Source organism: Paenibacillus sp. FSL H7-0326 (assembly GCF_001955535.1).
GTDB lineage: Bacteria > Bacillota > Bacilli > Paenibacillales > Paenibacillaceae > Paenibacillus > Paenibacillus shunpengii.
Window position 1 is genome coordinate 1 of sequence record NZ_MPVN01000012.1, and the last position, 22,389, is coordinate 22,389.

Here is a 22,389-nt window from a genome sequence, read left to right on the forward strand (position 1 = left end):
ACCGGGATGGACGTACCGCTGGTGTACCAGTTGTTCCGCCAGGAGCACCGCTGGGTAGCTATGTACGGACGGGATAAGCGCTGAAAGCATCTAAGCGTGAAGCCCCCCTCAAGATGAGATTTCCCAATTAGTAAGACCCCTTGAAGACGACGAGGTAGATAGGCTGGGGGTGGAAGTGCAGCAATGCATGGAGCTGACCAGTACTAATCGGTCGAGGGCTTATCCAAAAAAAACCAAGAAAGTGAAGCGAATGCTTCGAAGGTGAATCCGAATACTTTCTCGGGGACCGGAATAAAACCGGGTAAACAAAGATTCTAACATCGCTCATTGTTTCGTATCTAGTTTTCAGGGAGTAAATTCCTTGTAAAGATTTTACGCTGCATGTCCTTTTTAAGGATTGATATTTTGCTGGTGATGATTCGCCGAAGATATCACAGCGCAAAAATCCTAACGCTATTGGTTTCATACTCACGAAGCGTGATGTACCGAAACCAACGCGGATCGCATTTGTTGCACAAATGCTTGTTTGGTGGCGATAGCGGAGGGGTTCCACACGTACCCATCCCGAACACGACCGTTAAGCCCTCCAGCGCCGATGGTACTTGGACCGCAGGGTCCTGGGAGAGTAGGACGTCGCCAAGCACACAAAAGACACTATCGATGAAATTCGATAGTGTCTTTTTTTACGTGCATAACCTCTCACATAAAACTCTTGAGATTGACATTTATCAATAGATCTGACACACTCTTGCTAGACTAGATCCTTTAATTCGCTTTTTTAAATACATATACACTAGAATTATGCTAACCTACTAAATGATAAAAATAGTGAGGTGGGACCATGAAGATTCGGCAATTAAATATGGAAGAGTTTGATGTAAGTACACAGTTATCTGAATATGCTTTTAGATATAAGCTGACTGCTGAAGAGAAGGAACAGCGGCGACAGCACTTCGTTCCCGAGCAGTACTGGGGCTTGTTTGATGAAGCTGAACTGCAAGCGAAGCTGACTCTATTGCCTTTGCAAGTATATATAAATGGCAAAGTATTTGATATGGGAGGCATTGCCGGGGTCGCCACTTGGCCGGAAAATCGTAGAAAGGGACATGTTGCTCAGTTGCTCAAGCATGCGCTGCAGGAAATGAAGAATCAGGGACAGACCTTATCGTTCTTACACCCTTTCTTGGTGCCATTTTACCGTAAATATGGCTGGGAGGTCTTTGCTGAGTACAAAAGGTATTTCATTCAAGCTCACCAGCTCCCGCCAAGAGTTGATTACGAAGGGAAAATTGTCCGTGATGTAACGGATATCGCTACACTTGATGGATTATATCAATCCTTCGCTAGTCGTTATAATGGCACGTTAGTCCGTGATGAAGTATGGTGGAAGCGCTCCGTGCTGAACGGAAATGGACACACAGCAGTTTACTACTCTTCTGAAGGAGAGCCGCAAGGCTATGTGCTTTACGAGAATAAAGACAAAGAGCTTATATGCGATGAATTTGTTTATCTGAATGAGAATGCACGCCGGGCGCTGCTGACTTATTTTGCAAACCATCCTAGTGAACAGTTTAAGATGAATATGGTACCTGTAGATGACGAGCTGCCCTTCTTGTTACCTGAGCCGAGAGTGAAGCAGGAGCTTGTTCCTTATTTTATGGCACGTATTGTCGATCTTAGTGCTTTTATTGCTCTATATCCGTTTGAAGTGAATCACAGCTTGGATCTGGTCATCCAAGTAGAGGATTCTGCCGCCTCCTGGAATACGGGATATTGGCACCTGACTGTAAGCGAGGATGGACAAGGTAATATAGAACCTCTTTCTTCTGATGATAAGTTAACTGCTGATATATCTGGTGACATTCAATCCATTACAGCGTTATTTATGGGCTACAAGCGGCCACGTGAACTTTATTTAATGGAACGATTAGCAGGTAATCCGCTTCGAGCAACAGAGCTGGATCGAGTGATTCCTGCCGGACGAACACTTTTTATGGACTTCTTCTAAATTTAACTTTGATGCTTCTTAGCCGAAGTATGACACTTGAAGATCGAACTCTCCTGAACAATGCAGGGGAGTTTTTTTCGTAAGACGCATATTTTAGGTCAAAATGAGAAAAATGAAAAAGGAACCCCTCTTGAGAATTCTACATAATGTGGTATAATGAATACAAAGTCAAAGAAAGTCAAAGTCAACAGAGATCAAACAGAGTAATGTATCAGGGGTAGCAGGACTTCTCATGGAGTTTTCTAGATGAATGAGATTCGCAATCCGTCCAAGATGGGTAATTTTAAGGATGGATAGTGACCCCAGTTGGGAAGCCTTTCCCTTAGATACAGATTAGCATTGTAATTTAATGTAATGAATTTAAGTTATTTAAGGGGCTAATATAGTGGGGGATGTAGAATGCGCAATATTTCTGATATTATCGAGCAATATCTGAAAAATATTTTGCAGGATAGCTCTGAGGGCATGATTGAGATCCAAAGAAACGATCTCGCAGATAAGTTCTCTTGTGTACCGTCTCAGATTAATTACGTCATCAGCACAAGGTTTACCCTTGAGAAAGGCTATCTGGTGGAAAGTAAGCGTGGCGGAGGCGGCTATATTCGCATTCAGCGTGTGGAGCTTCCTGCACAGTTTGCTCTAAATGGGCATTTTCATCAGCATATTGGAGATGAGATTAATCAGACGTCAGCAGAAGGGCTTATCTATCAGCTGGAAGAGGCCGGATTCCTCAACCGTAGAGAGGCCGCTTTGGTCAAAGCGGCTATATCGCGAGAAGTACTGCTTATTAAACTTCCCTATCGTGATCAGATTCGCGCTCGAATGCTCAAAGCAATGCTGATCTCGGTCTTGGGCAAATGAATAGGATTGTTCATATGATCAAGAATGTAAGGCAAAGGAGGTAAGCGGTCATGATGTGTCAACAATGTAATGAACGCCCGGCTACGCTCCATTTTACGAAGATTGTAAACGGAGAGAAGACGGAATTCCATATCTGTGAGAACTGTGCTAAGGAAAAAGGGGACCATATCTCAGGCATCTCTAATGGCTTTTCTATTCACGGGCTCTTGTCAGGACTTATGGATTTTGAGTCAGGTAAATATAAAACAGCGGGAGCACCCTCACCGGAGACGCTTCGCTGTGAGCAATGCGGAATGACATTTAGTCAGTTCAGTAAGCTGAACCGATTTGGTTGCAGTTCCTGCTATAATCATTTCTCAAACCGCTTGGATCCGCTGCTGAAGCGGGTGCATGGCAACACTACACATATCGGGAAAGTTCCGGTTCGCGCAGGTGAGAAAATTCATTTGAAACGCAGAGTGGATGAATTGAAGCGTGAAATGCAGGAGAAGATCAATCTGCAGGAATTCGAAGAGGCCGCTAAATTGCGTGACCAGATTCGTGAGCTTGAAAAAGAGATAGCACAGGAGTAAAGTTTGGTAATAGAGTAAGGAGGTGTGCACCATGTCGGATATCCGGTTTACCGAAAAACCACTTAGTGATTGGATGCGGAATACCGCTGCTGACTCAGAGATTGTCATCAGTAGCCGGGTAAGAGTCGCTCGTAATATACAGAGCTTTCCGTTTCCAATGCTGGCAACAGAAGAGCAGTCGAGAGAAGTACGTCGTAACATTATTGATGTTCTTGGATTTGAGGAGGTTCATAGGTTTGGTGAATTCCATGTACTGAATCTGAATGAACTGGATCAATTCGATAAAGAAGTTCTGGTGGAAAAACATTTGATCAGCCCTGATCTTGCGAACGAATCGAGAAACGGAGCTGTCATACTCAGTGAAGATGAATCCATCAGCATTATGGTGAATGAAGAGGATCACCTGCGTATTCAATGTTTATTCCCGGGTTTCCAGGTGCAGGAAGCATGGAAGAGAGCATCAGCAATTGATGATGTGTTCGAAGCCCATATTGATTACTCATTTGATGACCGAAGGGGCTATCTAACAAGCTGTCCTACCAATGTGGGTACAGGTCTCCGAGCTTCCGTAATGATGCATTTACCTGCTCTTGTCATGACGAAGCAAATTAGCCGAGTGCTTACTGCTGTATCTCAAGTAGGTCTCGCGGTTCGCGGAATTTACGGAGAAGGCAGTGAGGCGACAGGAAATCTGTTTCAAATATCGAATCAAATTACATTAGGACAGTCTGAAGCCGAAATTATTGAGAACTTATATAGTGTCGTGCTTCAAATTATTGGCCATGAGCGCAATGCACGCGAGAGACTGATGCGTGATTCGAAGCAGCGGATTATGGACCGGGTCATGCGCTCTTACGGGATTCTATCCCATGCGGTGATTATGGATTCCAAGGAAGCAGCGCAGCGCTTGTCAGATGTTCGTCTAGGCATTGATCTTGGCTTGATTGAAGAGCCTTCTATTGTGCAAATGAATGAACTGAATGTCATGACTCAGCCTGGATTTTTACAGAAAAAATTCGGTGAAGAAGTCTTGGATCCCAATGCGAGAGACATCTACCGTGCACAAATGATACGAGATGTTCTGAAGCATTAGCAACCTGCAAAAGTAATTCGATTCACCGTCATAGCCATACGTTATTTTATTGGATATTATAACAGTAATAACCTGACTGATTGCTGTTCTTGTATAAGTTAACAGGAGGATCGCAATCGGCTTGGGATGATACCGACGATTGTCGGCCAGAGCTGTCCTTGAGGCAATCTGGATAGAGATATAGGCAATTAAACTTGTGGAGGTGCAAGAACTATGATGTTTGGAAGATTTACAGAACGAGCGCAAAAAGTGCTGGCTTTAGCTCAAGAAGAAGCGGTTCGTTTAGGTCATAATAACATCGGTACCGAACATATTTTGCTCGGCCTGATTCGTGAAGGGGAAGGCATTGCTGCCAAAGCTCTGATCGGTCTGGGTCTAGGACTTGAGAAAATTCAAGATGAAGTAGAAACGCTTATTGGCCGCGGCCAAGAGCAGCCTACGAACATTGCATATACACCACGTGCCAAAAAAGTCATTGAACTTTCGATGGATGAAGCACGTAAACTGGGCCATACCTACGTTGGAACCGAACATATTCTGCTCGGCCTTATCCGTGAAGGTGAAGGGGTAGCAGCACGAGTGCTGAACAACCTGGGCATCAGCCTGAACAAAGCTCGTCAGCAAGTGCTCCAATTGCTTGGAAGCAGCGAAGCGGTGTCCAGTCACAATGGAGCCCAGGCTAACGTTAGCACACCAACACTGGACAGCCTTGCGCGTGACCTTACTTCCATTGCGAAGGAAGGCAACCTTGATCCGGTGATCGGCCGGAGTAAAGAGATCGAACGTGTTATTCAGGTGCTCAGCCGTCGTACGAAGAACAACCCGGTATTAATCGGTGAGCCAGGGGTAGGTAAAACAGCGATCGCTGAAGGCCTAGCTCAGAAGATTATCGCGAATGAAATTCCTGAAACGCTGCGTGACAAACGCGTAATGACTCTGGATATGGGCTCAGTCGTTGCAGGAACGAAATACCGTGGTGAATTTGAAGACAGACTGAAGAAGATTATGGATGAGATCCGCCAGGCAGGAAATATTATTCTCTTCATTGATGAGCTGCATACGCTTATTGGAGCAGGGGGAGCAGAAGGAGCTATTGACGCCTCTAACATTCTGAAGCCGGCTTTGGCTCGTGGAGAACTGCAATGTATTGGTGCGACTACGCTGGATGAGTATCGTAAATATATTGAAAAAGATGCTGCGCTTGAGCGTCGTTTCCAGCCGATTAATGTGGATCAGCCCTCCGTGGATGAAGCAATTCAAATCCTGCACGGCTTGAGAGATCGTTATGAAGCTCATCACCGTGTGAAAATTACGGATGAAGCGATTGAACAGGCAGTTAAATTGTCTGATCGTTACATCACAGACCGGTTCCTGCCGGACAAAGCGATCGACCTGATTGACGAAGCGGGCTCCAAAGTAAGGCTCAACTCTTATACAGTACCGCCTAATCTTAAGCAGCTTGAGAACAGACTTGATGATATCCGTAAAGAGAAGGATTCAGCTGTTCAGAGCCAGGAATTCGAGAAGGCTGCTGCCCTGCGAGATACAGAGCAGAAGATTCGCGAAGAGCTTGATGTAACGAAGAATCAGTGGAAGGAAAAACAAGGCCGCACGGACTCCGAGGTTACTCCTGAGGATATCGCACAGGTCGTAGCCAGCTGGACGGGTGTGCCTGTCAACAAGCTGAAGCAGGAAGAAACGGATCGACTGATGAATATGGAAGGAATTCTGCATGAGCGTGTTATCGGGCAGGATGAGGCCGTCAAAGCAGTCAGCCGTGCAATCCGCCGGGCACGTGCCGGTCTGAAAGACCCGAAACGTCCAATGGGCTCCTTTATCTTCCTGGGACCAACTGGGGTAGGTAAGACTGAGCTGGCTCGCGCACTTGCTGAATCAATGTTTGGCGATGAGAATGCCGTTATCCGGATTGATATGTCGGAATACATGGAGAAGCACTCCACATCCAGACTGGTTGGGGCGCCTCCGGGATATGTAGGCTATGAAGAAGGCGGACAGCTGACTGAAAAAGTACGCCGCAAGCCGTACTCTGTCGTTCTCCTGGATGAGATTGAAAAAGCCCATCCGGAAGTATTCAATATCCTGCTTCAAGTGCTGGAAGACGGACGACTGACGGATTCGAAGGGTCGTGTAGTCGACTTCCGCAACACGCTCATTATATTGACGTCGAACGTGGGTGCAGATGCGATTAAACGTAATTCTACACTGGGCTTTACAGCGGTTGTAGATGCTGGAGCGAATTACGACAACATGAAGGGTAAAGTGATGGATGAACTGAAGAAGAGCTTCCGTCCTGAATTCCTTAACCGGATTGATGAGATCATCGTGTTCCATTCCCTTGAGGAGAAACATATCGGTGAGATTGTTACCTTGATGGCGGAGGAGCTGCGTAAACGTCTGCGTGAGTATGATGTCGACTTCGAGCTGACCGATCAAGCGAAGGCATTCCTTGCCAAAGAAGGCTTTGATCCTGCTTACGGGGCAAGACCGCTTCGTAGAGCAATTCAGAAGCACATTGAAGACCGACTCTCTGAAGAGCTGCTCACGGGTAACGTGACGAAGGGTGATTCTCTTCTAATCGATGTGAATGATGGAGCTCTGGTTGTTACCAAAAAAGATAATGTATCAACAACAAGCTCATCTTAATTGTTGTAGATAAGCCTAACTGAATATACTGGAAAGGGTTCTTGTCGCGTGAGCGATAAGAACCCTTTTTTTAAGAAAAATGCATAATAGATACACATCAATTTCAGAGTGATGACTTGGAAAAAATACATCCTGTGTAAAGTTTGGCAATTAAGCTTTACGTCAAAATGCATTCAATGTTAAACTTTTATTAAATCCTTTTTTAGTAAATTCGGCATTTGCACTTAAAGACGATTTTAGTCGAATAGTGTAAAAATAAGGAGAAGTGAAGTGGCTAAAGTTAAAACGAAGTTTTACTGTACCGAATGCGGCTATGAAGCCCCTAAATGGTATGGTAAATGTCCAGGATGTCAGTCCTGGAACTCCATGGTGGAGGAAACCGAAAGTATTGTTAAGACACAAGGGAGAGGATCTTCCCTTTTTGATAGTAAAGAAAAGCCTCAGCCCATCATAAACATAGAGAGTGACCAGGAGCCCCGCATCCTGACGGGTATTAAAGAGCTGAATCGAGTGCTCGGCGGTGGAGTCGTTCCGGGCTCACTTGTTCTAGTCGGTGGAGATCCGGGCATCGGTAAATCCACATTGCTGCTGCAAACCTCTCATGCCATGACCACAGCAGGATTGCGAGTACTGTATATTTCCGGTGAGGAATCGGTAAGACAGACGAAGCTGCGTGCAGATCGGCTGGAAGCCTTGTCTCCTGAGCTGTATGTGCTCAGCGAAACCAACATGGAACGGATTGAGGAAGCCGTCAAACAGGTGGAGCCGCATTTTCTAGTTATTGACTCCATTCAAACGGTATATTTACCGGAAATTACGAGTGCGCCGGGCAGTGTGGCACAAGTTAGAGAATGTACTTCAAGATTTATGCGAATCGCTAAAGGACAGGGCATTGCGACCGTGCTTGTAGGGCATGTTACTAAGGAAGGTGCTATTGCAGGACCGCGAATGCTTGAGCATATGGTGGATTGCGTGCTTTATTTTGAAGGCGAGAGACATCATACGTACCGGCTGCTTCGTGCGGTGAAGAACCGTTTTGGCTCAACCAATGAAATGGGGATTTTTGAGATGGGTGAAATCGGGTTAACCGAGGTTGCCAATCCATCCGAGATGTTCTTGTCTGAACGACCGCTTCGGGTAGCAGGCTCCACTGTTGCTGCCAGCATGGAAGGGACCCGTCCAATGCTTGTTGAGCTTCAGGCGCTGGTATCCGCAACCCAGTTCCCTTCTCCAAGACGCATGGCTACCGGTGTAGATTACAATCGTATGGCCCTCATCATCGCCGTATTGGAAAAGCGCCAGGGTATGTTCTTACAGAACCAGGATGCTTATATAAACGTCGCCGGAGGGGTGAAGCTGGATGAGCCCGCTATTGATTTGGCGGTTGCTGTCAGTGTTGCATCCAGCTTCCGGGATATGCCGACCAAACCATATGATGTTGTATTTGGAGAGGTAGGCCTTACGGGTGAGGTTCGGGCTGTGTCTCGTGCGGAGCAGAGAGCCAAAGAAGCGCAGAAGCTTGGATTCAAACGGGTGATTATGCCAGAGAAGAGCCTAAAAGGCTGGAAGCACCCGAAGGGAATAGAACTTATCGGTGTAAACACCGTCGGAGATGCACTAGCGGTTGCTTTAGATTAGGGGGCATTGAAAGATGAAAGAATCGAGCCAATTGGATAAAATGAATAATCTCTTAAGATTGGTTTCGCCCGGAACGCCATTTAGAGAGGGACTCGAGAACGTGTTGCGTGCAAAAACGGGCGCGCTGATCGTCGTAGGCTACAGTCCCGAGGTAATGGAGGTTGTGGATGGCGGTTTTTCAATCAATTGTGATTTTTCTCCAAACTATCTATATGAGCTGGCAAAGATGGATGGAGCCATTATCTTAAGTGAGGATTTAAAACGGATTTTGTATGCAAATACGCAGTTGATTCCTGATTCCTCTATTTCGTCTTCAGAAACAGGAATTCGCCACAGAACTGCCGAAAGAGTTGCGAAGCAGACAGGCAAGCTCGTTGTATCGATATCGCAAAGACGTAATATAATTACGCTCTACCAAGGTACACTGCGGTATGCATTGAAGGAAATCGGCGTAATTCTGACCAAAGCAAATCAGGCGATCCAAACGCTTGAGAAATACAGGGCCGTGCTCAACCAATCTTTGACCAATCTCAGCGCGTCTGAATTTGAAGAGCTCGTGACCATACCTGAGGTTGTGAATGTCATTCAGCGTGTGGAAATGGTGCTTCGGATTAAGATGGAGATCAAGCGCTACATTAATGAGCTGGGTAATGAAGGACGGCTTATCTCCATGCAAATGGAGGAGCTTGTCAGTAATACGGAAGAAGAAGCGATGCTTCTGTATAAGGATTATGCCAAGGATGACAGCGATGAGAAGATCAAAGAGATCGTGAATGGGCTCAAACGTTCAACAGATGATGAACTGCTGGACACCCACCATATTGCTCGTTTGCTCGGATATCCCGCATCCGCTGCGACTTCTGAAGAATCAGTGGCTCCAAGAGGGTACCGTGTTCTCAGTAAGATCCCACGTCTGCCGAATGTAATCATTCATAATTTGGTGGAGCAGTTTGAACATTTGCCGCACGTCATTATGGCAACCATTGAAGAATTGGACGAAGTTGACGGTATCGGAGAAGTACGTGCGCGTACGATTAAGGATGGATTGAAGCGCCTGCAGGAGCAAATGTTCATTGACAGACAGATCTAAATAACTCAGAATGACATATGATTATTTTTATTGCCGCACATACGAGGTGACGTGATGATAACGAAATCAATTCCGAATTTATTTACCTTGGGTAATTTATCACTCGGAATGATTGCCATTTTGCTGGCCTCAGAAGATCAGTATACGCTAGCCGCTTTTATGGTGGTTATTGCTATGCTTCTGGATGGCTTGGATGGCCGGATTGCAAGGGCGCTGAATGCTCAGAGCGAATTTGGTAAAGAACTGGATTCACTATCTGACATTGTATCATTTGGTGCCGCCCCGGCTTATCTGATGTACACCGTTTCGTTTCAGGAAGCGCCAGTAAGTATTGCCTGGATCGTAACCAGCATATTTCCGATATGCGGTGCACTGAGGTTAGCCCGATTTAATGTTAAACCCGGGATTCCCGGTTATTTCACAGGACTGCCGATACCGGCGGCAGGTGGTGTACTTGCACTGCTGTCCTTATTTAACAAAGATATTTCTGCACCCTTTATGATGGTGGCTACACTGCTGTTATCCTATCTCATGATCAGTTCGCTGAAATATCCGAATTTCAAAAAAGTAGGCATTCCCAAAAAAGCAGTATGGATCGCTCCATTAGTCGTTTTGTTTTCGATTGCACTTGCATTTTTGTTCTCTGAGCAATTATCCATGTTTGTATTTATTCCTTTGGTGTTGTATGCCGTATACGGCATGTACCATAGTGTACAACGCTACATTCATCGCAGACGCAATCGGAACAAGAGCCAGGAAGACGAAACATCACATCGTTATTAGGGAAATATCGAGCCGAGATGCTCATTCAAATAAAAAAAGCATTTATTCTTTCGTATAACACGACGAGAATAAATGCTTTTTTTTGTGTACTGTTTCATTCATAGCAGCGAGGATCAATAGGGTGTAGAAGGCTGTGTATATTGGCAGAACTTATTAAGTATTTACTTACATTTGAATTTCGTTACGATAGGTTGAATATGCCTAGTGTGGAACACTTGTTGGCTTCATTCTCAAGGACGTCCTCGAGCTGAATATTGAGCAGATTGCAAAGCGCCGACATATAGAACAGATTGCGTCCAAGCTCTGAGCTGACAATCTCTTTACAATGATCGCACAGATCTCCATGTACATGCGTCTCTACAGAAGATCTAGCGTCCTCCAAGTTCCCGTTAGGTGTGTATGACTGCTTGGAAGCATGAAGTTCAATACATCCGCATTCCGTAATGGCTTTGGAAACTGCACGATTAACAGAAGCATCGGCTTGTCCTAACTTTGACAACACATCAATCAGACTACGGTGACGGAGCAACAATTCGGATACTTGGTCTTGAAAGGTTTGCAGGCTGGAAGTGCTCATTCCTTATATTCACCTCGGTGTGTTTTCAGTTGAATTTATTATATGCCACCCTACAAACCATTTTCAACCATGATTTACAGTTAGATACTTATCCCGGGACGTAGCATCAAATGTGCTTTAATCACCTTCATGTGAATGGAGAGGAGATTGTTGAGATATTTTTCCTTAAATATCCTGCCCTACAGGATTAGGACCTTCTGAATTGGTTCATACTGGATAAGGAAAAGGTCAAAGGAGGTGAAGGGACATGTGGAAAAAAGTCATTTTAACATTGACCGGACTCATGGGAGCATGGTCTGGTTATGCGTTATATCATTCAGTAGGAGTAACGGTCCCTTGGTTAAGTGAACTGGCAGACAGGCTGGGGACGACAACAGCACTTGCGTTATGGATGCTGACAGGGGTTGCCGTATTTACTTTACTATTCAGTTCACTTGGTTCTGTGGTGAATTTAAGGGTAGAAGAAGGAGTAACGAAGCTCGCTCGTGTTCCTATGAGTGAATTGGCAGCGGGGGCTTTGGGGCTGGGAATTGGATTATTGTTCGCTATACTTCTTTATCCGTCATTCAATTGGCTTGGTAAGCCAGGAGAGCTGCTTCAAGTGGCTATGATGCTTGTCTTCAGTTACATGGGACTTCGGGTGGGTCTTGCGAAGAAAGAGGACCTAGGAACGTTCTGGACTTCAGGACGTTGGAATAACGGTGCGATAAGTGAAGACAGACGGATTGAAGAGCATAAGATACTAGATACGAGCGTCATTATTGATGGCCGGATTGCGGACATCTGCAAGACAGGGTTCATCGAAGGGACCATCGTCATCCCTGAATTCGTACTGGAGGAGCTCCAGCATATTGCAGATTCCTCAGATCTGCTCAAGCGAAACCGCGGACGCCGCGGGCTTGACATCCTTAACAAGATTCAAAAGGAATTGGAGATTAAAGTACTGATCTATGAAGGCGATTTTGAAGAAATATCTGAGGTGGACAGCAAGCTGGTTAAGCTCGCCAAGGTACTTCAGGGCAAGGTCGTAACCAATGACTTTAATCTGAACAAAGTATGTGAGCTTCAAGGCGTATCGGTACTGAACATTAATGATTTAGCTAATGCAGTCAAGCCGGTTGTATTGCCAGGTGAGGAAATTATGGTCCAGATCATCAAGGACGGCAAGGAGCATGGTCAGGGCGTAGCCTACCTGGATGACGGCACCATGATTGTAGTCGAGGGCGGAAGAGAATATATCGGTACGATGATGGAGGTGCTTGTGACAAGCGTTCTCCAAACCTCTGCAGGACGAATGATTTTTGCCAAGCCGAAACTGTTGGAAAAAGCTCAATAAAGCGGTATGATGGAGATTGAGTGTTCCAATCGCTGAATGCGCTGAATGCTTAAGCAGATGAACAAGGCAGGGGTTTAAGAGCATGAACAATTCATGGGGAGCCGTCATTGTGGCAGCAGGCAAGGGTACGCGTATGGGTTACGCGGAGAGCAAGCAGTTTCTGCTGCTGCAGGACAAGCCCATCTTTATACATACGCTTGAGGTGTTCAGCCGTGTGTCACGAATCAAAGAGATGATTGTCGTTACCGGTGCTGCAGACGTTAAACGCTGTGAAGAGTGGATTCGTAGATATGGCCTTGAAGCTCAGGTTCGGGTAACTGCAGGAGGCTCTGAAAGGCAGGATTCTGTGTATGCAGGCTTGAAGCAGCTTACTTCTGATTATGTGCTTGTACATGATGGAGTCAGGCCTTTTGTGACGCCGGAGCTTATCGAGAACTGTATGGAAGCTGCGATGGAGCATGGGGCCGCTGTGCTTGCAGTACCTGTAAAGGACACGATCAAACAAGTAAATGAAGAGGGCATTATCATGTCCACGCCGGATCGGCGAAGTCTGTGGAGTATCCAAACACCACAGGCTTTTCGTCTGTCTGCACTGCTTGAGGCACATGAGCGGGCGAAGCAGGAGGCGTTTCTCGGCACAGATGACGCGATGCTGATTGAACGGCTTGGGAAGCAGGTAAAGGTCATAGAAGGCCGGTATACGAATATTAAAATCACGACGCCGGATGATCTGGATTATGCTGTATTTATGCAAAAAAGGGGAGAGTAGACTTATGATCCGTGTAGGACAAGGATTTGACGTTCATCAATTAGTGGAGGGCAGACCCTGTATCATTGGGGGAGTCACGATTCCCTATGAAAAAGGACTGCTGGGGCACTCCGATGCGGACGTGCTTCTGCATGCGATAAGTGATGCCATACTTGGTGCGCTGGGTCTTGGGGATATCGGCAAGCACTTTCCGGATACGGATCCGGTATTTAAAGACGCGGATAGTCTTAAGCTGCTGGAGCGAGTATGGGAGCTTGCTGTAGAGCGGGGCTATCAGCTGGGCAACGTGGATTCGACGATTATTGCTCAAAAGCCAAAGATGGCTCCCTATATTCCGCAAATGGCAGAGATCATTGCTAAGGCGCTTGGTGCAGAGCTCTCTCAAGTTAATGTAAAAGCGACGACTACAGAGCAGCTTGGCTTTGCGGGACGGGGTGAGGGCATTGCTGCGCAATCGGTTGTATGCCTGATCCAACCTGTGCTATCATCTTGAAATAATGAATCGGAGGGGATATTATGAGCACGGAGGTTCGCGTGCGTTATGCGCCGAGTCCGACAGGACATTTGCATATCGGAAATGCAAGAACGGCATTATTCAACTATTTATATGCGAGAAATCAAGGCGGGAAATTTATTATCCGCATTGAAGATACGGATACGAAGCGGAACATTGAAGGCGGAGAAGAGAGCCAGCTGACGTATTTGAAATGGCTCGGCATGGAATGGGATGAGAGTATTGATGTTGGGGGTGAATATGGCCCTTATCGTCAAACAGAGCGTCTCGATATCTATAAGAAATACTGGCAGGATTTGATTGACCGCGGCCTCGCTTATTTCTGTTACTGTACAGAGGAAGAGCTTGAAGCGGAGCGAGAGGAGCAGATGTCGCGCGGGGAAACACCTCGTTATTCCGGCAAGCACCGTGACCTGACGGAAGAGGAACGCAAGGCGTATGAAGCCGAAGGCCGCGTGCCAAGTGTCCGTTTCCGTGTGCCGGAAGAGAAAGTGTACACCTTTAATGATATGGTTAAAGGAACCATTTCCTTTAATTCCAAAGAAACCGGGGATTTCGTTATCGTCAAAAAAGACGGCATTCCAACGTACAATTTTGCTGTTGCCCTTGATGATCATTTGATGAAAATCACCCATGTTCTGCGTGGGGAGGATCATATCTCCAATACACCTCGCCAGCTGATGATTTATGAAGCTTTTGACTGGGAACCGCCGGTATTCGGTCATATGACCCTCATTGTTAATGAGAATCATAAGAAGCTCAGCAAGCGCGATGAATCGATTATTCAATTTATTGAGCAATACGACAAGCTCGGTTATTTGCCGGAAGCATTGTTTAACTATATTTCACTGCTCGGCTGGTCTCCGGAAGGGGAAGAGGAAATTTTCAGCAAGGACGAGCTGATCAAGATTTTTGATCCGTCAAGGCTGTCCAAGTCTCCTGCGGTATTTGATACGAATAAGCTGGCTCACCTTAATAACGCTTATATCAAGAATGCGGAGCCGAAGCGAATCGCGGATCTTGCGATTCCGCACTTGCAGCAAGCGGGACTGCTTCCAGATGAGCTTGATGCAGACAAGCAGGCATGGGCAGAAGAGCTGGTGGCGCTGTATCAGGAGCAGATGGTTGCAGCATCCGATATTGTGGAGCTCGCTTCCTTGTTCTTCAAGGATGAAGTGCAATTTGAAGGTGAAGCTGAATCGGTGCTGAAGGAAGAGCAGGTTCCAACGGTCCTCAAGGCTTTCGCTGAGAAAGTAGAGGCTTCCGCTGACTTTACGGCTTCCCATATGCAGGCTTTGATCAAAGAAGTGCAGAAAGAAACAGGCTTTAAGGGCAAACAGCTGTTCATGCCGATTCGTGTGGCACTGACAGGCCAAACCCATGGCCGGGACTTGAATGCAACCATTTATCTATTGGGCCGCGATAAGGTGTTAAGCCGATTGAAAGCCCAATTTTAAATTTGTACTGAGGCTGGTAAGGATAATCCTTGTCAGCCGAAGTTCTTTTCGCTAAGATATATAAAAAGCACTACATCAAGATAAGCAGGCTCTGTTTGTCCTAATGTGATTAAGCGTACCCGTATGGGGAAGAATGAATATACTGAACAGCTGTGAACAGGAGAAGTACACAGTCATGAACGTGGACCAGAGAAGATAACCGGGTAAGACTCTAACAAGTCTTCAAGGCTGGAAGTTATCTCACGCTCTGCTGATCGAAATGCGCCTGGGAGCTGCGCCTCCGAACCTGGACCTTTCCGCTTTTGCTGGAAAGCTACTTCGGGTAGGTAGCGACGTCTCGTCCTCGTTACGGACGTCCGAGATAGGATGCGTGCGTTATGCGAATCCTAAGCAGAGTGGAACCGCGATTTTTTTAGACGCCTCTGCAGCCGAATCTGGCTGCAGAGGCGTTTTTTGATTCCATAAGCTACTAAGCAGAATCAAGCTTAAGGAAGACGAACGGGCAAATGATGCGAAGAGGGGAACAGATATGTTTAAGAAATTGAAATCTGATATTCAGGCCGTCTTTGATAACGACCCGGCTGCTAGAAGTCGGTTTGAAGTGATCTTTACTTACTCCGGCTTACATGCCATCTGGGCCCATCGCTTGGCGCATCATTTTTACCGATGGGGATGGTACACTGTGGCCAGAATTATCTCTCAATTCAGCCGGTTTATGACGGGGATAGAGATTCACCCGGGGGCAACCATCGGGAATCGGCTCTTTATTGATCATGGTATGGGGGTCGTCATTGGGGAAACATGCGAAATTGGTGATGATGTGGTGATTTATCAAGGTGTGACCCTAGGCGGAACGGGTAAAGAGAAAGGAAAGAGACATCCTACCATTGGTAATAATGTGGTGATATCCTCAGGCTCCAAAGTGTTGGGATCCTTCAAAGTAGGGGATTACAGCAATATTGGAGCAAATTCCGTGGTACTAAGAGAGGTTCCGCCAAATAGTACGGTCGTTGGTATTCCAGGCCGGGTCGTTAAGCAGGATGGCCGGAGAGTGGATCGACTAAGCCAGCAGCTGCCCGATCCGGTTGTTGATTCCATGCGTGAGCTGCAGCAAGAGTTGATCACTTTGCGAGCGGAGCTGGATCAGCTTAGATCCGCTGCGAATGAAGAGGGCCGTAAAGAAGCGGTCATACGTGGTAACAAATCGTAAACGTGGTACAATATAATGATTGAAATGTATTGAAAGGAACGTGAATTATGGCGCTTCATATTTATAATACGCTCACAAGGAGCAAGGATGTATTTACTCCACAGGAGCCGGGAAAAGTGAAAATGTACGTGTGCGGACCGACAGTATACGACTATATCCATATCGGAAATGCACGGCCGATGATATTTTTCGACGTAGTTCGCAGCTACTTAGAGACGGTGGGTAATGATGTGAATTATGTCGTTAACTTCACGGATGTAGACGATAAATTGATAAGAAAAGCAGAGCAGACAGGACTCACAGTGCCGCAGGTTGCCGATCGTTTTATTAAAGCGTACTACGAAGACCTAGATGGACTGGGCATTCCAAGAGCAACCCATAATCCGAGAGTTACCGAGAATATGGATTTGATCATTGATTTTATTGATCAGCTGTTCAAGGAAGGAATTGCTTATGAGAATGGCGGGGATGTGTATTATCGCACACACAAATTCCCAGAGTATGGCAAGCTCTCTAAGCAAAATCTCGATGAGCTTCAGTTCGGCATCCGAATCGGTGTTGATGAACGCAAAGAAAATCCGCAGGATTTTGTTCTATGGAAAGCAGCAAAGCCCGGTGAAATTTATTGGGAAAGCCCTTGGGGTCCGGGACGTCCCGGCTGGCATATCGAGTGCTCGGCCATGGCGCGCAAGCTGCTCGGTGACACTCTGGATATTCATGGAGGCGGCCAAGATCTGCAGTTCCCGCATCATGAGTGTGAAGTGGCCCAATCTGAAGCACTAACAGGCAAGCCGCTGGCCAATTATTGGATGCATAACGGCTTCATTCGAATCGATAACGAGAAAATGTCGAAATCGTTGGGTAACGGTATTTTGGTAAAAGATCTGCGTAATCTCTATCGCCGTGAAGCCATTCGATACTTTATGCTGTCGACACATTATCGGAATCCACTCAATTTCAGTGAAGATATTATGCAGCAGGCCGAGAACAGTGTGGATCGGATTGCGATTGCGGTAAATAATGTGAAGCACCGTCTTGGAACGGTCACTCTGGACCAGCCTGTATCCGAGGAGCTGAAATCGAAGCTTTCCGAAATTCTGGCCAGCTTCCATGAGAAAATGCAGGATGATTTTAATACACCAGATGCTATTACGGCTGTGTTTGAATGGGTAAATGAGGTCAACAGCCTTCTTCAGGCTGAAGTGGCTAACCGTTCTGAGCTTGAGGCGGTACTGACAGCATTTGATGAGATGAACGGAGTGCTCCGTATATATACATCGGATGAAGATGGTCTGCATGAGGATGTAGAGAAACTGATTGCAGAGCGTAACGAGGCACGTAAAACGAAGAATTGGGCGCGCGCAGATGAAATTCGTGATGAATTGACGGCTATGGGCATTGTTATCGAAGATACAGCTCAAGGCATAAGATGGCGGCGCAAATGAGTGAACTAGATACTCATCTTAATGAACAAGGAGAGCGGGATTGGTTATTTCCTTACTCTCCTTCACGCAAGCCGGAGCTGATTCCGCCCATTGCGCTGGCCTATATCGGAGATGCGGTATACGAGGTAGCGGTAAGGCAATATTTGCTGTCGAAGCCCAACCTGCGTCCGCATCACCTTCATCAAAAGGCGACCAGTTTCGTGTCAGCTAAAGGACAAAGTCGAATATTGTCCCTAATCGAGTCGATGCTGGATGACAAGGAACAGGACGTTGTTAGACAAGGACGTAATGCCAAGTCGAGCGTGCCGAAAAATGCGGATGTACAGCAATACCGCCATGCGACAGCATTTGAATGTCTTGTCGGATATTTGTACTTAAGCAAAAAGGAAGCGCGGCTGCGCGAACTGATAGATCTGGGAATTACACAAATGCAGCAGGAGAACAACAACTAATCGAATTGAAGGCGTCAGCCAGGAGGATAAAGGAAATATGGAAGAAGAATGGATTGCCGGCAAGCACTCGGTTATCGAGGCGCTGCGTTCCGGAAGAACGTTAAACAAAGTGTGGATTGCCGACCAAGCCCAGAAGCACTTGACGATGCCAATTATTGCAGAAGCCAAAAAAGCGGGCGTCATCATACAGCAAGTGGATAAGCGTAAACTGGATCAGATGGTTCCCGGCATCCAGCATCAAGGAGTGGTCGCTCAGGCTGCACCTTACCAATACGCTGAAGTTGAGGATATCCTTGCTTCTGCACAGGAGAAGGGAGAACCTCCGTTTCTAGTACTGCTGGATGAGATTGAAGATCCCCACAACCTCGGCTCTATTTTGCGGACAGCGGATTGCACAGGTGCGCATGGTGTCATCGTGCCAAAGAGAAGGTCGGCGCAAGTGACAGCAACAGTATCCAAGACCTCTGCTGGAGCTGCTGAATATGTACCTGTGGCAAGAGTAAGCAATTTGGCGCAAACGATTGAGGAGCTGAAGGAAGCGGGAGTCTGGGTTGTAGGCACTGATGTAAGAGCTACGGAATCTGTCTTCGGCAATGGAGTGTTTACAGGGCCTGTTGCGATAGTGATTGGAAACGAAGGCAAGGGCATGGGCCGCCTGGTTCGAGAAAAATGCGACATTCTTCTCAAGCTTCCAATGGCAGGACAGATCAATTCATTGAACGCCTCGGTTGCAGCCGGTGTCGTCATGTACGAAGTGCTCCGATCCCGAAAGGCCTAGGGCTGGCGGGTCATGAAGGATCTCCGTGATGTGCTTCTCGTGGACGGCTACAACATGATCGGAGGGTGGAAGGAGCTATATACGCTAGCTCAGACGGACCTGGATGGAGCTCGGGACAAGCTTCTGGCGAAGCTTGCTGAATACCAGGGCTTCTCAGGCCGAAGAGTCATCGTCGTATTTGATGCGTACCGAGTTCCCGGCCTGGGCAAATCCTTTACGGAGAACAAAGTTCAGGTCTATTTCACAAAAGAAAAAGAAACGGCAGACGAGTGCATCGAGCGTCTTGTTGGCGAGCTCAGCTCCCGCAGACGTCAGATCTATGTGGCAACGAGCGATATGGTGGAGCAGCATGTCATTTTTGGACAAGGTGCACTCCGCCTGTCTGCACGCGAACTTCTGATTGAGCTGGAACAGAATGAGAAGGAAGTGGGTAAACGTATCAAAGAAGATTTTCAAAAAAAATCGACAAAAAATACAATAGATTCAAAGCTCACACCGGAAATGCGAAAATTGTTCGAGCAGTGGAGAAGAGATTGACAAATACCCTCAGAGTGTAAATAATTGGTATTATGTATCTCTTGACATTTATATCATTCTTTTCTTTTTTAGGCGGTGTGTGGTTGACGATGGAAGGTTCGATCATTTATACTGATGCTATTATTTTGATAGGTGACGGGGTTCCTTGCGTTGCAGCCGGAGGGATTGTTAGTGAGTGTTGACCTCAAAGATATCATGTTGTCCGAGTTTGATTACCTAAGCGATGAGGATATTGTCCAAGCGGTTCATAACAACGATAGTGATGCGCTGGAATACTTGATCAACAAGTATCGCAATTTTGTACGCGCCAAAGCAAGATCTTACTTTTTAATCGGTGCCGATAGGGAAGATATCATTCAAGAAGGAATGATCGGGCTTTACAAGGCGATACGTGATTTCAGAGGGGACAAGCTGGCTTCATTCAAGGCATTTGCAGAGTTATGTATAACCAGGCAGATTATTACAGCCATCAAGACTGCAACTCGTCAGAAGCATATTCCGCTGAATTCGTATGTTTCTTTGGACAAGCCGATCTATGATGAAGAGTCAGACCGTACGCTGCTGGATGTCATTTGTGGATCCCAGGTGAGTGACCCTGAAGAGCTTATAATTAATCAGGAAGAGTTTGTCGGCTTGGAAGACAAGATGTCCGAGATTTTAAGTGATCTGGAACGCAAAGTATTGATGCTATATTTAGACGGCAGATCCTATCAAGAAATAGCGGTTGATCTGGATCGTCATGTGAAGTCCATCGACAATGCACTGCAGAGAGTTAAGCGCAAACTTGAGAAATATCTTGAAGTACGAGATAATTAGAATAATACAACTTGAAGAAAGACTCGAATAAGAGTCTTTTTTTGCTTGCAGCAAAGACAGGACGTTTAAAAACAAAGGAATGTTTAATACTGTTTAATATTGGCGTTTCTATCATTCGTGTTCGTCCAATTTATCGGTTGCATAGGAGAGAGACGCTTTCTGAGAACAAAATGAGACCTGAAAGTTCGCCGACTACAGGTTATTTTAGCCAGTGAATAAGGCTTATTCTTGCATTGACATGAATATACCCTTGTGATAAAGTGTTTTAGGTAGGCCTAAATTCGCGCTTTTTTTTAGGATCAATTTAGAGACTTCTGATAATGCTTCGGATGTCTTCGGGAGGTGCACATCATGCGGGTAATTATTACTTTGGCTTGTACGAATTGCAAACAAAGAAATTACACAACGACAAAAAACAAGCGTAATCACCCTGACCGCATGGAGATGAAGAAATTTTGCAAGTTTTGTAACGAGCAGACTTCTCATCGCGAAACCAGATAGTTAATTTGGAGGTGTAGTCGGCGTGAAACGTAGTTTCAAGTCTCTGTTTTCCTTTTTCTCAGAAAGCTGGGCAGAGCTTAAAAAAGTTCGCTGGCCTAATCGTAAAGAGTTAACTAACTACACCCTGATTGTTCTGGGGACGGTTATAGTTATCACGCTTTATTTTTGGGTTCTTGACATCGGAATTTCCTATGTGATCGATGCGATAATTTAAGAAGGGTCCCAGGTGGCTTGATATGGAAAAAAGATGGTATGTCGTTCATACCTATTCAGGGTATGAGAACAAAGTCAAAGCCAATTTGGAAAAGCGCGTAGAGTCCATGGGCATGGAGGACAAGATATTCCGTGTTCTTGTTCCAATGGAAGAAGAAGTGGTGAATAAGGACGGTAAGAAAAAGACTGTCATGCGTAAGATTTACCCCGGATATGTCCTGGTCGAAATGATTCAAACGGATGATTCCTGGTATGTTGTTCGCAACACGCCTGGAGTAACTGGGTTTGTAGGATCGACAGGGTCAGGTTCAAAGCCGACACCATTGCTGCCAGATGAAGTTGAACAGATTCTGAAGCATATGGGTGTGGTAGAACCGAAACCGAAGATTGAATTCGACATTAAGGAATCTGTACGAATTAAGGTTGGTCCTTTTGCGAATTTTGTGGGCTCCGTGGAAGAAATATTGGCTGAGAAAAGTAAACTGAAAGTTCACGTCAACATGTTTGGACGGGAAACCCCGCTTGAGCTGGATTATACTCAAGTGGAGAAATTATAGAAGCTTTATCGAAGCTGAAATTGGTTTCTTGTGGGAGGGCTTATGAAGCTCGTCGACCACTATTGATGCAAGGAGGTGTCTTACATGGCCAAGAAGGTAATCAAAATGGTAAAACTGCAGATCCCTGCAGGGAAAGCGAATCCTGCGCCTCCGGTAGGTCCGGCATTGGGTCAAGCGGGTGTCAACATCATGGCATTCTGTAAAGAATTCAACGCTCGTACAGCCGATCAAGCAGGTTTGATCATTCCAGTTGAAATCACGGTGTTTGAAGATCGTTCTTTTACTTTCATCACCAAAACTCCACCGGCTGCAGTTCTGCTTAAAGTAGCTGCTAAACTTGAAAAAGGATCCGGTGAGCCGAACAAGAAAAAAGTCGCAACTGTTAAACGCGATACTGTTCGTCAAATCGCTGAGCAAAAAATGCCTGACCTGAACGCTGCGAACGTTGAGTCTGCAATGCGTATGGTAGAAGGTACTGCTCGCAGCATGGGTATCACCATCGAAGACTAATTGAAGTG

The 22,389-nt window shown here is 46.1% G+C and carries 23 protein-coding genes and 2 rRNA genes; 24 read left to right on the plus strand and 1 reads right to left on the minus strand.

Annotation, left to right across the window (positions count from 1 at the left end; all coding sequences use genetic code 11):
* The 10 genes from BK126_RS27610 to pssA all read left to right on the plus strand — a co-directional run.
* Nucleotides 1–227: ribosomal RNA gene (locus BK126_RS27610) — 23S ribosomal RNA — on the plus strand; the annotation flags it as partial.
* 298 nt (nucleotides 228–525) lie between these two features.
* Nucleotides 526–642, plus strand: a 5S ribosomal RNA gene (gene rrf, locus BK126_RS27615).
* Between the two features lie 199 nt (nucleotides 643–841).
* Nucleotides 842–2,008: a GNAT family N-acetyltransferase gene (locus BK126_RS27620; protein WP_076315674.1), complete on the plus strand. Its 1,167-nt coding sequence runs from the start codon at nucleotides 842–844 to the stop codon at nucleotides 2,006–2,008.
* Nucleotides 2,009–2,407: 399 nt separating this feature from the next.
* Nucleotides 2,408–2,869: a CtsR family transcriptional regulator gene (locus BK126_RS27625; protein ID WP_076315675.1), complete on the plus strand. Its 462-nt coding sequence runs from the start codon at nucleotides 2,408–2,410 to the stop codon at nucleotides 2,867–2,869.
* A 50-nt stretch (nucleotides 2,870–2,919) separates the two neighbouring features.
* Entirely contained in the window at nucleotides 2,920–3,441 is a 522-nt protein-coding gene (gene mcsA / locus BK126_RS27630; protein ID WP_076315676.1) for a protein-arginine kinase activator protein McsA, read from the plus strand.
* A 31-nt stretch (nucleotides 3,442–3,472) separates the two neighbouring features.
* The gene (gene mcsB, locus BK126_RS27635) at nucleotides 3,473–4,534 is read left to right on the plus strand and encodes a protein-arginine kinase McsB (RefSeq protein WP_076315677.1); all 1,062 of its coding nucleotides are present in this window, start codon (nucleotides 3,473–3,475) and stop codon (nucleotides 4,532–4,534) included.
* Between the two features lie 213 nt (nucleotides 4,535–4,747).
* Nucleotides 4,748–7,198 carry an ATP-dependent protease ATP-binding subunit ClpC gene (gene clpC / locus BK126_RS27640; RefSeq protein WP_076315678.1) on the plus strand — a complete coding sequence of 817 codons (2,451 nt, stop codon included), beginning with the start codon at nucleotides 4,748–4,750 and terminating at the stop codon, nucleotides 7,196–7,198.
* Nucleotides 7,199–7,468: 270 nt separating this feature from the next.
* The gene (radA, locus tag BK126_RS27645) at nucleotides 7,469–8,836 is read left to right on the plus strand and encodes a DNA repair protein RadA (protein ID WP_076315679.1); all 1,368 of its coding nucleotides are present in this window, start codon (nucleotides 7,469–7,471) and stop codon (nucleotides 8,834–8,836) included.
* A 13-nt stretch (nucleotides 8,837–8,849) separates the two neighbouring features.
* Nucleotides 8,850–9,926, plus strand: coding sequence for a DNA integrity scanning diadenylate cyclase DisA (gene disA / locus BK126_RS27650; RefSeq protein ID WP_076315680.1), 1,077 nt, complete (start codon nucleotides 8,850–8,852; stop codon nucleotides 9,924–9,926).
* A 54-nt stretch (nucleotides 9,927–9,980) separates the two neighbouring features.
* A complete protein-coding gene (pssA, locus tag BK126_RS27655) occupies nucleotides 9,981–10,709 on the plus strand; it encodes a CDP-diacylglycerol--serine O-phosphatidyltransferase (protein WP_076315681.1) in 729 nt (242 codons plus the stop codon).
* Nucleotides 10,710–10,890: 181 nt separating this feature from the next.
* On the opposite strand, the gene BK126_RS27660 is transcribed toward pssA, so the two are convergent.
* Nucleotides 10,891–11,286, minus strand: coding sequence for a nucleoside triphosphate pyrophosphohydrolase family protein (locus BK126_RS27660; RefSeq protein ID WP_076315682.1), 396 nt, complete (start codon nucleotides 11,284–11,286; stop codon nucleotides 10,891–10,893).
* A gap of 247 nt (nucleotides 11,287–11,533) precedes the next feature.
* Here BK126_RS27660 and BK126_RS27665 point away from each other — a divergent pair, with 247 nt between their 5' ends.
* The 14 genes from BK126_RS27665 (at nucleotide 11,534) to rplK (ending at nucleotide 22,381) form a co-directional block, all read left to right on the plus strand.
* On the plus strand, nucleotides 11,534–12,622 hold the full coding sequence (locus BK126_RS27665; protein WP_076315683.1) for a PIN/TRAM domain-containing protein: 1,089 nt from the start codon (nucleotides 11,534–11,536) through the stop codon (nucleotides 12,620–12,622).
* A gap of 82 nt (nucleotides 12,623–12,704) precedes the next feature.
* The gene (gene ispD / locus BK126_RS27670; protein WP_076315684.1) at nucleotides 12,705–13,391 is read left to right on the plus strand and encodes a 2-C-methyl-D-erythritol 4-phosphate cytidylyltransferase; all 687 of its coding nucleotides are present in this window, start codon (nucleotides 12,705–12,707) and stop codon (nucleotides 13,389–13,391) included.
* 4 nt (nucleotides 13,392–13,395) lie between these two features.
* A complete protein-coding gene (gene ispF, locus BK126_RS27675) occupies nucleotides 13,396–13,884 on the plus strand; it encodes a 2-C-methyl-D-erythritol 2,4-cyclodiphosphate synthase (protein ID WP_047914111.1) in 489 nt (162 codons plus the stop codon).
* Nucleotides 13,885–13,907: 23 nt separating this feature from the next.
* Nucleotides 13,908–15,362 carry a glutamate--tRNA ligase gene (gene gltX, locus BK126_RS27680; RefSeq protein WP_076315685.1) on the plus strand — a complete coding sequence of 485 codons (1,455 nt, stop codon included), beginning with the start codon at nucleotides 13,908–13,910 and terminating at the stop codon, nucleotides 15,360–15,362.
* Nucleotides 15,363–15,891: 529 nt separating this feature from the next.
* Complete coding sequence (gene cysE, locus BK126_RS27685) at nucleotides 15,892–16,572, plus strand: serine O-acetyltransferase (RefSeq protein ID WP_076315686.1); 681 nt, start codon at nucleotides 15,892–15,894, stop codon at nucleotides 16,570–16,572.
* A gap of 47 nt (nucleotides 16,573–16,619) precedes the next feature.
* Nucleotides 16,620–18,017 (plus strand): cysteine--tRNA ligase, encoded by a 1,398-nt coding sequence (cysS, locus tag BK126_RS27690; protein ID WP_076315687.1) that lies wholly within the window; start codon nucleotides 16,620–16,622, stop codon nucleotides 18,015–18,017.
* Nucleotides 18,014–18,469: a Mini-ribonuclease 3 gene (locus tag BK126_RS27695; RefSeq protein WP_076315688.1), complete on the plus strand. Its 456-nt coding sequence runs from the start codon at nucleotides 18,014–18,016 to the stop codon at nucleotides 18,467–18,469. Before cysS ends, BK126_RS27695 begins: the two co-directional genes overlap by 4 nt.
* 37 nt (nucleotides 18,470–18,506) lie before the next feature.
* A complete protein-coding gene (rlmB, locus tag BK126_RS27700; RefSeq protein ID WP_076315689.1) occupies nucleotides 18,507–19,247 on the plus strand; it encodes a 23S rRNA (guanosine(2251)-2'-O)-methyltransferase RlmB in 741 nt (246 codons plus the stop codon).
* Nucleotides 19,248–19,259: 12 nt separating this feature from the next.
* Nucleotides 19,260–19,784, plus strand: a complete 525-nt coding sequence (locus BK126_RS27705; protein ID WP_076315690.1) for an NYN domain-containing protein — start codon at nucleotides 19,260–19,262, stop codon at nucleotides 19,782–19,784.
* Between the two features lie 171 nt (nucleotides 19,785–19,955).
* Entirely contained in the window at nucleotides 19,956–20,600 is a 645-nt protein-coding gene (sigH, locus tag BK126_RS27710; RefSeq protein ID WP_076315691.1) for an RNA polymerase sporulation sigma factor SigH, read from the plus strand.
* Between the two features lie 351 nt (nucleotides 20,601–20,951).
* Nucleotides 20,952–21,101 carry a 50S ribosomal protein L33 gene (gene rpmG / locus BK126_RS27715; protein ID WP_072735843.1) on the plus strand — a complete coding sequence of 50 codons (150 nt, stop codon included), beginning with the start codon at nucleotides 20,952–20,954 and terminating at the stop codon, nucleotides 21,099–21,101.
* Nucleotides 21,102–21,123: 22 nt separating this feature from the next.
* Nucleotides 21,124–21,315 (plus strand): preprotein translocase subunit SecE, encoded by a 192-nt coding sequence (gene secE, locus BK126_RS27720; RefSeq protein WP_047914104.1) that lies wholly within the window; start codon nucleotides 21,124–21,126, stop codon nucleotides 21,313–21,315.
* A 22-nt stretch (nucleotides 21,316–21,337) separates the two neighbouring features.
* Complete coding sequence (gene nusG / locus BK126_RS27725; RefSeq protein WP_047914103.1) at nucleotides 21,338–21,871, plus strand: transcription termination/antitermination protein NusG; 534 nt, start codon at nucleotides 21,338–21,340, stop codon at nucleotides 21,869–21,871.
* A gap of 84 nt (nucleotides 21,872–21,955) precedes the next feature.
* Nucleotides 21,956–22,381, plus strand: coding sequence for a 50S ribosomal protein L11 (gene rplK, locus BK126_RS27730; RefSeq protein ID WP_047914102.1), 426 nt, complete (start codon nucleotides 21,956–21,958; stop codon nucleotides 22,379–22,381).
* The last annotated feature ends 8 nt before the right edge of the window (nucleotides 22,382–22,389 follow it).